The sequence below is a fragment of the Cellulomonas fimi genome (assembly GCF_028527925.1).
Classification (GTDB): Bacteria; Actinomycetota; Actinomycetes; order Actinomycetales; family Cellulomonadaceae; genus Cellulomonas; species Cellulomonas fimi_C.
Map to the genome: position 1 here is coordinate 14,263 of NZ_JAPESW010000012.1, position 11,789 is coordinate 26,051.

The window sequence follows — 11,789 nt, forward strand, 5'->3', positions numbered from 1 at the left end:
AACGCGCGACGGCGGTCGTCAGGAGAAACGTCACCCGGGTGGTCTCGCGTCCGCCCCGATTGCCCGATACGTTCGCCTCGTGAGCGTCCGGCACGTGGCGCACGGCACGGCACCGGGGGTCAAGGTCTCGACACCGCCCCTGGGGGTGCACGTCGTGCCACGACCGGGTCCGACGGCCGAGCTCGAGGCCGCCGTCGTCGGTCACCGGGTCGCCGCGGTCGTCGCCCCCGCCGGGTTCGGCAAGACGACGCTCGTCGCGTCGTGGGCCGCGCACACCGGCCTCCCCGTCGCCTGGCTCACGCTCGACGCGTCCGACGACGACCCCGTGCGACTGGTGCGCGGCCTCGAGGCCGCGGTCGCCGTGGCGCTGTCGGAGGAGGAGCGCACGGCCCTGCGGCGCGCCGCCGCCGGTGCGGACCGCGGCGCGCGCGGACGTCTCGACGCGCTGCTGGTCGGTCTCGGTGAGCGGACCACACCTCTCGTGCTCGTCGTCGACGACGTCCACGAGGTGCACGGGCCGACCGGTCGCGACGTGCTCAGCCGCCTCGTCCGGTACGCACCGCCCACGCTGCGGCTCGTCCTCGTCGCGCGCGCCGACCCGGGCGTCCCGCTGCACCGCCTGCGCGTCGACGGCGAGCTGGGCGAGGTCCGCGCGGTGTCGCTCGCGCTCGGCGCCGACGAGGTCGTGCGCGTCGCCGCGGCCGCCGGGGTGCGGCTCGACCGGGCGGGCGGTGAGCGGCTGCGCGAGCTGACCGACGGGTGGGCGGTCGCGGTGCGCATGATGCTCCTGGGCCTCGCGACCGGGCCCGACACGGCGCGTCGCCTCGGGACCGCCCCGCCGACCACGGTGCCCGTCGCCGACTACGTCGTCGACGAGGTCCTCGCCGGTCTGCCTCCGGCGCTCGGCGCGTTCGTCCTGCTCGCGACGGTCGACGACGTCGTCGACCCCGGGCTCGCCGAGGTGCTCGTGCCCGGTGGCGCTGCCCTGCTCGACGAGTGCGTCGCGCGCGGCCTGTTCCTCACGCCCGCGGCATCACCGGACGCGCCCGCCTACCGCTGGCACGGGCTGTTCGCGGCGCAGTGCCGCGTGCTGCTGTCCCGCCGCGACCCGGCGGCGCTCGCGGGTGCCCACCGGACCGTCGCGACGCACCGCCGGGACACGGACTGGCCGGGCGCCGTCCGGCACGCCTGCGCGGCGGGCGACGGGGCTCTCGCGGTCGACGTGCTGCGCGCGCACTGGCCCGAGGTGCTCGTCGCGGGCGACACGACGCTGCTGCGCCGGTTGTGCGCGCTCGTCGTCGCGCAGGGCCGGCGTGACGCGTGGCTGCTGCTCGCGCAGGCCGCCGCCGACCTGCTCGACGGGCACGGCGACCCCACCGTCTTCCCGCAGATCCGGCGCGCGGTCGCGGCATGGGGGCCCGACGACGACCTGCTCGCCCAGGTGCTGACGAGCGCGCTGGGCTCCCCGGTCGGCCCCGACGGCGTCCCGCACGGCACGCACGACGGTCCGACCGTCGACCTCGACCGGGAGGACGTCGCCCCGCCGACGCGCGCGCTGGCCCTGTACCTGCTCGGTCGCACCGAGGCGCACGAGGGGCTCGACCCCGGGGCCGCCGCCGCGCACCTGGCCCACGGGGCGGCCGCCGCCGACGCGGTCGGGCTGCCGACCGTGGCGTGCGCGTGCCGCGCGGAGCGTGCGCTGCTGCTCGCCGACGCGGGCGAGCTCGCGGTGGCGGACGCGCTCGCGGTCGACCTGCTGGCCGGCGACGGCGTCCGCACCGGCGCGCTCGCGCCGGCGCACCTGGTCCGCGGGCTCGTCGCCTACTGGCAGGACCGGCTCGACGACGCGCGCGCGGACCTGGACGACGCCCTGACGCTCGCGGGACCGGCACAGCTCGCGGTCGCCGTCCGGGCCGCGGCGACGCTCGCGCTCGTGTGCCACGCGCAGGACGACCGCACGGGATTCGAGCAGGCGCGCCGCCGGGTCGAGGTCGCGCTGCGCACCTCGGACAGCGGTGGCGCACGGCACGCCGCACCCGCCGACGGCCCCGACGCCGAGCAGCACGTGAGCCTCGACGTGCTGGGACGGATCGCGACGTCGCACTGCCGCACCTCGGTCGACGTCGTCGCGGTCCTGCAGCGCGCGCTCGCGGTGGCCGAGGCCGACGAGCACACCGCGCACCGCCTGCTCGAGCGTGCGCTCGACGTCGCCGACCCCGCCGGGGTCCGCCGCCCGTTCGTCGAGCTCGAGCCGCTCCTGCACGACCTGCTCCTCGAGCACCTGCGGTGGGGGAGCACGCACGAGGCGATGGTCGCGAGCCTCGTCGCGGGTGACGTCCCGCGGCGCGCGCAGCGCGGCGGGTGGGGCAACCTGGACCTCACCGAGCGCGAGCACCAGGTGCTGGTCCGGCTGCGCTCCACGATGACGACGACGGAGATCGCCGCGGCGCTGTTCGTGTCGACCAACACGGTCAAGACGCACCAGCGGTCGATCTACCGCAAGCTCGGCGTCGCCGGTCGCCGCGACGCGATCCGCGTCGCCGCCGAGCGCGGTCTCTTCTAGACGCCGGACGTCGTCCGGAGCGCGCGGGACCGGGCGCCGCGGAGCGGCGTCAGCCCTCGCTCGGCTCGGGGACGGCGTGCGCCTCGACCAGCACGAGGCCGAGGTCGTGGAGCAGCGCGACCACCCCGGTGAGCGCCGCGGTGTCCGGCAGGCGGCACGACAGCACCGTCCCGCCGGGGGTCGGCGTCGCCACGACGTCGGCGTGCTCACGCAGCAGCTGCTCCAGGTCGGCACCCCCCGGCGACCCGTCCACGCGGATGTGGTAGAGCACGGCAGCTCCCTCGTCGGACCGACCGGACCAGGGTCGCCGCGCGGCCGTTCCCGCTGCCTCACGCCCGTCGGGTGATATGCGCGGCAGGCCCGTCCGGCAGTCACCCGACGCGGGTGAGGCACCGCGCGGACGTGCCGCGCGACAGTGTCGGCGAACGGCCCGGACCAGGGCCGACGGCGGTCGACGAGAGGGGCACGCGATGGCACGCACGGTGACGGGCTGGGTCGGCTGGGTGTGGTTCGGCGCGTTCTGCCTCCTCACCGTCGGGTTGTTCAACGTCGTCGCCGGCCTGATCGCGGTCTTCTCGGAGGAGAAGGTGCTCGCGTGGTCCGGCCAGGGCGTGACGATCGTCGACGTCTCCACGTGGGGCTGGGTGCACCTGATCCTCGGCGCGGCGATGACCGCGCTGGGACTCGTCCTGTTCACGGGCGCCGCGTGGGCCCGCTGGACCGCGAGCGTGCTGGTCGTGCTCAACCTGGTCGCGCAGTTCGTGTCCCTGCCGATCACGCCGTGGTGGTCGCTCGCGGTGATCGTGCTGGACGTCGTGGTGCTGTGGGCGCTGATCGTCCACGGCGAGGAGGTCGAGCGGGCCGTCTCCTGACGGTCCCGACGGACGAAGGGAAGGCGCACGATGACGACGTTCACCGCGTGGAAGTTCGACAGCCCCGACGGTGCCCGCAAGGCGCAGGAGGCGCTCAAGGGAGCCGCGAGGGACGGCCTCGTCACGATCGTGGACCACGCGCTCGTCGAGTGGCCCGCGGACGCGTCCCGCCCCGACGTGCACCACAGCAACGACGACAAGAAGCGCGGCGCCGGCTGGGGCGCGTTCTGGGGGCTGCTGTTCGGCAGCATCTTCTTCGTGCCGCTGCTGGGTGCGGCGGCGGGCGCGGCGATCGGCTCGATCTCGAAGGCCGTGGCGGCCGTGGGGATCGACGAGGCGCAGCTCAACACCATCCGCGAGCAGGTCACGCCCGGCACGTCGCTGCTCTGCGCGGTGACGACCGACGGCGACCTCGACCGGCTCGGCGAGCGGTTCCACGGGCTGCACTCGACGCTCGTCGCGACGAACCTCACCGAGGGCGAGCGCTCGACGCTGCTCGAGACGTTCGGCTGACGGGCCGGCTCGACACGGGTGGCCCGCGGCGCGCGGCGCGGTGAACGGTCGCGGACGGCTCGGTGAACGCTGGGCGACGGTCCCTGCGCAGACGTGCGCCGTCGCCGGTGCGCTCCCGCACGCGGCCTACGCTGGAGGCGTGGACGGGTTCGACGGCCTTGCGCTGCTCCTCGCCGGCGGCCTCGGACTGCTGACCGGCATCGGGGCCACGCTGGCGTTCCGTGTGAGCGAGCGCGCGCAGAAGGTTCCGCTGCCGCAGCCGGAGCCCGAGCTCGACGACGGGCTCGTGCGCGCGCTCGCGGTGCTCCGCTCGGCGGCGATCGTGCTCGACGAGGAGGACACGGTCGTGCGGGCGAGCGCGCCCGCGCACGCGCTCGGGCTGGTCCGCGACGGGCGGATCGTCCCGCCGGCCATCCGGGAGATGATCGCCGCGGTCCGCCGCGACGGCGTCATCCTCGACGAGGAGCTCGAGGTCCCGCGCGGCCCGGTCGGCTCCGGCATCCTCATGGTGCAGGTGCGCGTCGCGCAGGTGACGCCCCGCCACGTGCTCGTCCTCGCGGAGGACCTCACGCAGGCCCGCCGGATCGAGGCGATGCGCCGCGACTTCGTCGTCAACGTCTCGCACGAGCTCAAGACGCCGGTCGGTGCGCTGCAGCTCCTCGCGGAGACCGTGCACGACGCGGCCGACGACCCCGACGCGGTGCGCCGGTTCACCGACCGCATGCAGGCGGAGGCGGCGCGGCTGTCGGCGCTCGTGCACGAGATCATCGAGCTGTCGCGCCTGCAGGTCGCCGGCGCGGTCGGTCAGGTCGCGGTCGTCGACGTCGACGCGGTGCTCACCGAGGCGGTCGACCGGGCCCGCACGCGCGCCGACGCGAAGAAGGTGCGGCTCGACATCGGCGGCGTGCACGGCACGCGCGTGCTCGGCCAGCACGACCTGCTCGTCACCGCGGTCCGCAACCTCGTCGACAACGCGGTCGCGTACTCGGGCGAGGCCGCGCACGTCGGCGTCGGCGTGCGCGAGGTCGACGACCTGGTCGAGATCGCGGTCGTCGACGAGGGCATCGGCATCCCGGCCGCCGAGCAGGAGCGCGTGTTCGAGCGGTTCTACCGCGTCGACCCCGCGCGCTCGCGCGACACGGGCGGCACGGGCCTCGGCCTGTCGATCGTCAAGCACGTCGCCGCGGACCACGGCGGCGACGTGGCCGTCTGGTCGCAGCCCGGGCGCGGGTCGACGTTCACGATCCGCCTGCCGCGCGCCGACCTCACCAGCTCGGACGTCGTCGACCTGACGCCGCCCGCGACCACCCCCCAGGGAGACACCGTGCGGCGGACCGCCTCATGACCCGCATCCTGCTCGTCGAGGACGAGGAGTCGTACCGCGAGCCGCTGACGTACCAGCTCGAGCGCGAGGGCTACGACGTCGTGACGGCGGCGACCGGCCCGGAGGCGCTCGAGCGGTTCGAGGAGCACGGCGCCGACCTCGTCCTGCTCGACCTCATGCTGCCCGGGCTGCCGGGCACCGAGGTGTGCCGCCGGCTGCGGCTCACGAGCGACGTGCCCGTCATCATGCTCACCGCGAAGGACGACGAGATCGACAAGGTCGTCGGCCTGGAGCTCGGCGCGGACGACTACGTCACGAAGCCGTACTCGTCCCGCGAGCTGCTCGCCCGCATGCGGGCGGTGCTGCGTCGGCGCGAGGCGGCCGTCACCGCGGGGGCAGCCGCCGCGCCCTCCGGTCCGGCCGTCGAGGACGAGCTGCTCGTCAGCGGCCCGGTCGAGCTCGACGTCGACCGGCACACCGTCAAGGTGCGGGGCGAGGTCGTGCCGTTCCCGCTCAAGGAGTTCGAGCTGCTCGAGATGCTGCTGCGCAACGCGGGCCGCGTCCTCACGCGCGGGCAGCTCATCGACCGCATCTGGGGCTCGGACTACGTCGGCGACACCAAGACCCTCGACGTCCACGTCAAGCGCGTCCGCGCCAAGATCGAGGAGGACCCGGCCAACCCCACGTTGCTGCTGACGGTCCGCGGCCTCGGGTACAAGCTCGAAGAGGCGTAGCCGGACCCCGGCCCCGACCGCTGCATCCGCCCGAGAGCGCGACATCCGCCCGAGACCGCGACCACCATGTCGCGGTCTCGTGCCGTTGTCGCACCGTCGGCGCCGCCCCGGAGGCCCGATACGTCCGGGACGCCCCGACGATCAAGGTCGGCGCGCACTTCGTCGGCCACCGTTCACCCTCGGTTCACCCACCGCCGTCCGGCGCGTCACGTGGGCTTCCTACCGTCGGCCTCGCCGCGCACACCCCGGTGCGCGCACGAAAGGACGGACCCACAGTGAAGCTCTCCCTCCACCGCCGCGCCGGGGCGGTCGCCCTCACCGGCGCTCTCGCCCTCGCCCTCGCGGCGTGCGGATCGGACGACCCCACCGGCACCGGCGACGCGACCTCCGGGTCCGACGAGAGCGTCTCGACGCTCTCCGGTGAGCTCAACGGCGCGGGCGCCTCGTCGCAGGAGAAGGCCATGGACGCGTGGCGCGCCGGCTTCCAGAGCGGCAACCCCGACGTCACCGTCAACTACGACCCGGTCGGGTCGGGCGGCGGTCGCACGCAGTTCCTCGAGGGCGCCGTGCAGTTCGCCGGCACCGACTCCGCCCTGGACGACGAGGAGCTCGCCACCGCGCAGGAGACCTGCTCGGCCGACGCGATCGACATCCCGGTCTACGTGAGCCCCATCGCCGTCGTGTTCAACCTCGAGGGCGTCACCGAGCTCAACCTCTCGGCGACGACCATCGCGGGCATCTTCCAGGGCACGATCACCAGCTGGGACGCGCCGGAGATCAAGGCCGAGAACCCCGACGCGACGCTCCCCGCGGTCGCGATCACGCCCGTCCACCGCCTCGACGAGTCGGGCACGACGAAGAACTTCACCGACTGGCTCGGCAAGGCGTCGGGAGGCGCGTGGGCCCACGAGGCCGACGGCAACTGGCCGATCGAGGGCGGCGAGTCCGCGCAGGGCACGTCCGGCGTGATCCAGACGGTCCAGGGCGGCAACGGCACGATCACCTACGCCGACGAGTCGGCCGCCGGCTCGCTCGGCAAGGCGTCGATCAAGGTCGGCGAGGAGTGGGTGGCCCCGTCGGCGGACGCCGTCGCGGTCGCGCTCGACGCGTCGCCGCGTGCCGAGGGCCGCACCGAGCACGACATCGTCATCGACATCGACCGTGAGACGACCGAGTCGGGTGCCTACCCGCTGTTCCTCGTCTCGTACGCGGTCGCGTGCCTCCAGTACGAGGACGCCGCGACGGCCGACCTGGTCAAGGGCTTCCTCGGCTACGTCGTGAGCACCGAGGGCCAGGAGGCGGCCGCCCAGGCCGCGGGCTCCGCGCCCCTGTCGGACGCGCTCGCGGCCGACGCGCAGGCTGCCGTCGAGGCGATCGCCGCCGCGTGACGGCACGCCGGTGACCGGCCCGCACCGGGGGGATGCGGGTCGGTCACCGGCTCCTCGCACGTGGGGCGCCTGCGCCCCCTCTCTCAGATCAGGAGAACCGTGACCAGTACGACGAGCCCCCCGACGGCGGGCCGACGCAGCGACGGGCCGCCGTCGCGCCCCGCCCCGACCCTGCGCCGCTCCGGCCGCGTGCGGGACCGGGGCGCGAGCCGTGTGTTCCGCTGGGCCGCGACCGGCGCGGGCGCCCTCATCCTGGTCGTCCTCGCCGCGGTCGCGGTCTTCCTCGTGCTGCGCGCGTGGCCCGCGCTGACGACGCCCGCCGCCGAGCTCACCGAGAAGATCACGTGGCTGCGCGGCGCGGACTCGCTGGCCGCGTTCGTCGGCCCGCTCGTGTTCGGCACGGTGCTCGCGGCCGCGCTCGCGCTGCTCATCGCGACGCCGATCGCGCTCGGCATCGCGCTGTTCATCTCGCACTACGCGCCCCGCCGGCTCGCGTCGGGCCTGGGCTACCTGGTCGACCTGCTCGCCGCCATCCCGTCGGTCGTCTACGGCCTGTGGGGCGCGCTGGTGCTCGCGCCGCTCGTGCAGCCCGTGTGGGAGTGGCTCAACCAGTACCTGGGCTGGATCCCGCTGTTCGGCGGCGACGTGTCGCCGACCGCGCGCGTCATCATGACCGTCGGGCTCGTGCTCGCCGTGATGCTGCTGCCGATCATCACCGCCGTCAGCCGCGAGGTGTTCCTGCAGACACCGCGCCTGCACGAGGAGGCGGCGCTCGCGCTCGGTGCGACCCGCTGGGAGATGATCCGCACCGCGGTCCTCCCGTTCGCGCGCTCGGGCATCATCTCCGCCGCGATGCTGGGCCTCGGCCGGGCGCTGGGCGAGACGATGGCGGTCCTGATGATCCTGTCGCCCGGGTTCCTCTACTCGTTCTACCTGCTCGCCGCGGGTCAGCAGCAGACGATCGCCGCGAACATCGCGGCCCAGTTCCCCGAGGCCAACCCGCTGGGCGTCTCCGCGCTCATCGCGACGGGTCTCGCGCTGTTCGTCATCACGCTGCTCGTCAACATGGCCGCCCGCGCGATCGTCGCGCGCCGCAAGGACTTCTCGGGAGCCAACTGATGACCGCCACCGCACCGGTCGCCCCCACGGCGAACGCCGACCTGCGCCGGGTGCTGTCGACCGTCGACAAGGGCCGGCGCCGTCGCGACCGCACCATGACGGGCCTCGTCGTCGGCGCGTTCGTCGTCGCGATGCTCCCGCTCGTCTCCGTCACGTGGACCGTGATCGCGCACGGCATCGAGCGGTTCGACGCGTACTTCCTCACGCACTCGATGCGCGGCGTCTTCGGCGGCATGGACGCCGGCGGCATCTACCACGCGATCGTCGGCACGGTCGAGATCACGCTGTTCGCGACGCTCATCTCGGTGCCGATCGGCCTGCTCACGGCGATCTACCTCGTCGAGTACGGACGCGGCGCGCTCGCGCGCTCGGTGACGTTCTTCGTCGACGTCATGACGGGCATCCCGTCGATCGTCGCCGGTCTGTTCGCGTACGCGCTGTTCGCCGTGATCCTCGGCCCGGGTGTCCGCATGGGCGTCGTCGGGTCGGTCGCGCTGTCCGTGCTGATGATCCCGGTCGTCGTGCGGTCCTGCGAGGAGATGCTGCGGCTCGTGCCGAACGAGCTGCGCGAGGCCGCGCTCGCGCTCGGCGTGCCGCGCTGGCTGACGATCGTCAAGGTCGTGCTGCGCACCGCCGTCGCGGGCATCGGCACCGGCGTCATGATCGCGATCGCCCGCGTGATCGGCGAGACCGCCCCGCTGCTCGTCACGGTCGGCGTCATCGACTCGATCAACTTCAACCTGTTCGAGGGCCGCATGATGACGCTGCCCGTCTACGTGTACCGGCAGTACCAGCAGGGCCTCGTGCCGTGCGCGCCGGACGCCGTCGACTGCGTCGCGACCATCAACTACGACCGGGCCTGGGCTGCCGCGCTGACGCTGATCCTCATCGTCATGCTGCTCAACCTGGTCGCGCGCCTCATCACCCGCTTCTTCGCTCCCAAGAACCTCGGCTAAGGACCCCGCATGTCTCAGCGCATCGACGTCAAGGACCTCAACATCTTCTACGGCGACTTCCGCGCCGTCGCCGACATCGAGATGGCCGTCGAGCCCCGCTCGGTCACGGCCTTCATCGGCCCGTCGGGCTGCGGCAAGTCGACGTTCCTGCGGACGCTCAACCGCATGCACGAGGTCATCCCGGGCGCGCGCGTCGAGGGCACCGTCGCGATGGACGGCGTCGACCTCTACGGCAACGACATCGACCCCGTCGCGGTCCGCCGCCAGGTCGGCATGGTCTTCCAGCGCCCCAACCCGTTCCCGACGATGTCCATCGCCGAGAACGTGCTCGCAGGGGTGCGGCTCAACAACCGCCGCATCTCCAAGGGCGACGCGCAGGACCTCGTCGAGGCGTCGCTGCGCGGCGCGAACCTCTGGAACGAGGTCAAGGACCGCCTCGACCGCCCCGGCTCGGGCCTGTCCGGCGGTCAGCAGCAGCGTCTGTGCATCGCGCGCGCCATCGCCGTGAAGCCGCAGGTGCTGCTCATGGACGAGCCGTGCTCCGCGCTCGACCCGATCTCGACGCTCGCGATCGAGGACCTCATCGCCGAGCTCAAGGCGAGCTACACGATCGTGATCGTCACGCACAATATGCAGCAGGCCGCGCGCGTGTCCGACCGGACGGCGTTCTTCAACCTCGCCGGCACCGGGCAGCCCGGCCGGCTGGTCGAGATCGACGACACGTCGACGATCTTCTCCTCGCCGCGCGAGCAGTCCACCGAGGACTACATCTCGGGCCGCTTCGGCTGACCCGTCCCGGCCGGGCACGACCCGGGACGCGCGAAGGCCCGACCGGTGATCCGGTCGGGCCTTCGTCGTGCGTGCGTCCGGCGGGTGCCGTCAGCCCTCGGCGGTCGGCGTCGGGGTCGGCGTCGGCTCCGCGGACGCGGTCTCGGTGGCCGTCGGCGTCGGCGTGGGGGTGGCCGTCGGGGTCGCCGTCGGGACGAGACCCGCGTACTCGGGCAGCGTGCCGTCGAGCACCGGGACGTCGAACGTCGACGCGCCCCAGGTGTCGGTGCCGAGCGTGAGCGACACGAGGCCGCCCGGGATCGTGTCGACCGCGGCGAGCCGCACGTCGGCGCGGTCGTCGCCGTCGGTGCCGTCGAGCAGCACCGTGGCGCCCGCGGGCACGTCGACCGTCGTGGGCTCGGAGCCCTCGAACGTGAACGTCACCCGCTCGTCCTCGGAGCCGTCGTTGACGAGGCCGCCGTGCAGGACGCCCGGACCACCGTCACCGTCCGACAGCACCATCAGGTTGTCGCCGCGGATCTCGCCGACGGTCACGCGGACGCCGTCGGACGCCGCGTACTCGTCCTGCGTGGTGATCGGGTTGGTGGCCGAGCAGCCCGCGAGCGCGAGCGCGGCGGCGGTGGCGCCGGCGATCGCGAGGAGCCGGGGGGTGCGGAGGCGGGGCGAGGTCACGATGACTCCTCGGGGCGTCGGGTGCCCCAGTGCGGGGATCCGGTCAGGTCGACGGCCGTCGCAGCGCTGCGCCGGCGAGCTGCCGGCGAGCGTCGAGGACGACCGTACGGCCAGCCTAGCCGCCCGCGGGCCGCGACCGGGCGCGGCGCACGCGCGCGACCTGCCCGGGAGGAACCTACCGGGACGTTCGCCCAGGCCGTGGGTCCGACGTCCCGCGCGTCGAGCGTGCCGGTGTGCGGTGCCGTCGACGAGCACCGCGCTGACCTGCAGTGATGCAGGTCTCACGCCGTCGGGGAGTCAAATCGGGCGTGATAAGATACACGTCTGCGAAAGGGGACGCCTGCAGATGACTTTCACTGTTGGGGAGACCGTTGTCTACCCGCACCACGGTGCAGCGTTGATCGAAGAGATCAAGACCAGGACCATCCGCGGAGAGGACAAGATCTACCTCAAGCTCAAGGTCGCACAGGGGGACCTGACCATCGAGGTACCGGCGGAGAACGTCGACCTCGTGGGTGTGCGTGACGTCGTGGGCCAGGAGGGCCTCGACCGCGTGTTCGAGGTGCTGCGCGCCCCGTACACGGAGGAGCCGACCAACTGGTCGCGCCGCTACAAGGCCAACCTCGAGAAGCTCGCCTCGGGCGACGTCATCAAGGTCGCCGAGGTCGTCCGTGACCTCTCGCGTCGTGACGCCGACCGTGGCCTGTCCGCGGGTGAGAAGCGCATGCTCGCCAAGGCCCGTCAGATCCTCGTCTCGGAGCTCGCGCTCGCCGAGCACACCGAGGAGGAGAAGGCGGAGGCCATCCTCGACGAGGTCCTCGCGTCCTGACCCCCGTCCAGCACGTCGGCCTCGCCCACC

12 protein-coding genes are annotated in these 11,789 nt (G+C 73.6%); 10 read left to right on the top strand and 2 right to left on the bottom strand.

The genetic code is table 11. The annotated features are described in order from the left end of the window. The first annotated feature begins 79 nt into the window (after window positions 1–79). Window positions 80–2,563: a LuxR C-terminal-related transcriptional regulator gene (locus OMK64_RS21060; RefSeq protein ID WP_272727501.1), complete on the top strand. Its 2,484-nt coding sequence runs from the start codon at window positions 80–82 to the stop codon at window positions 2,561–2,563. Between the two features lie 49 nt (window positions 2,564–2,612). On the opposite strand, the gene OMK64_RS07725 is transcribed toward OMK64_RS21060, so the two are convergent. Beyond that, entirely contained in the window at window positions 2,613–2,834 is a 222-nt protein-coding gene (locus tag OMK64_RS07725; RefSeq protein WP_272727502.1) for a DUF8691 family protein, read from the bottom strand. A 199-nt stretch (window positions 2,835–3,033) separates the two neighbouring features. Between OMK64_RS07725 and OMK64_RS07730 the strand changes: the two genes are divergently transcribed. The 8 genes from OMK64_RS07730 to pstB all read left to right on the top strand — a co-directional run bounded on the left by OMK64_RS07730 (window position 3,034) and on the right by pstB (window position 10,258). Further along, on the top strand, window positions 3,034–3,435 hold the full coding sequence (locus tag OMK64_RS07730) for a DUF7144 family membrane protein (RefSeq protein WP_272727503.1): 402 nt from the start codon (window positions 3,034–3,036) through the stop codon (window positions 3,433–3,435). A gap of 30 nt (window positions 3,436–3,465) precedes the next feature. Further along, window positions 3,466–3,948, top strand: coding sequence for a DUF1269 domain-containing protein (locus tag OMK64_RS07735; RefSeq protein ID WP_272727504.1), 483 nt, complete (start codon window positions 3,466–3,468; stop codon window positions 3,946–3,948). A gap of 139 nt (window positions 3,949–4,087) precedes the next feature. Beyond that, entirely contained in the window at window positions 4,088–5,293 is a 1,206-nt protein-coding gene (locus OMK64_RS07740) for a sensor histidine kinase (RefSeq protein ID WP_272727505.1), read from the top strand. After that, entirely contained in the window at window positions 5,290–6,006 is a 717-nt protein-coding gene (locus tag OMK64_RS07745; protein WP_272727506.1) for a response regulator, read from the top strand. The genes OMK64_RS07740 and OMK64_RS07745 overlap by 4 nt, the downstream gene beginning before the upstream one ends. A 275-nt stretch (window positions 6,007–6,281) precedes the next feature. Next, a complete protein-coding gene (pstS, locus tag OMK64_RS07750) occupies window positions 6,282–7,394 on the top strand; it encodes a phosphate ABC transporter substrate-binding protein PstS (RefSeq protein ID WP_272727508.1) in 1,113 nt (370 codons plus the stop codon). A gap of 99 nt (window positions 7,395–7,493) precedes the next feature. Continuing rightward, window positions 7,494–8,513 (top strand): phosphate ABC transporter permease subunit PstC, encoded by a 1,020-nt coding sequence (pstC, locus tag OMK64_RS07755; protein ID WP_374694073.1) that lies wholly within the window; start codon window positions 7,494–7,496, stop codon window positions 8,511–8,513. Further along, complete coding sequence (gene pstA / locus OMK64_RS07760) at window positions 8,513–9,469, top strand: phosphate ABC transporter permease PstA (protein WP_272727509.1); 957 nt, start codon at window positions 8,513–8,515, stop codon at window positions 9,467–9,469. Before pstC ends, pstA begins: the two co-directional genes overlap by 1 nt. 9 nt (window positions 9,470–9,478) lie before the next feature. After that, complete coding sequence (gene pstB / locus OMK64_RS07765) at window positions 9,479–10,258, top strand: phosphate ABC transporter ATP-binding protein PstB (protein ID WP_272727510.1); 780 nt, start codon at window positions 9,479–9,481, stop codon at window positions 10,256–10,258. Window positions 10,259–10,348: 90 nt separating this feature from the next. On the opposite strand, the gene OMK64_RS07770 is transcribed toward pstB, so the two are convergent. Then, window positions 10,349–10,930 (bottom strand): hypothetical protein, encoded by a 582-nt coding sequence (locus tag OMK64_RS07770; RefSeq protein WP_272727511.1) that lies wholly within the window; start codon window positions 10,928–10,930, stop codon window positions 10,349–10,351. Between the two features lie 346 nt (window positions 10,931–11,276). On the opposite strand from OMK64_RS07770, the gene OMK64_RS07775 reads away from it, so the two are divergent. Continuing rightward, window positions 11,277–11,759 carry a CarD family transcriptional regulator gene (locus tag OMK64_RS07775; protein ID WP_013769765.1) on the top strand — a complete coding sequence of 161 codons (483 nt, stop codon included), beginning with the start codon at window positions 11,277–11,279 and terminating at the stop codon, window positions 11,757–11,759. Window positions 11,760–11,789: the final 30 nt, after the last annotated feature.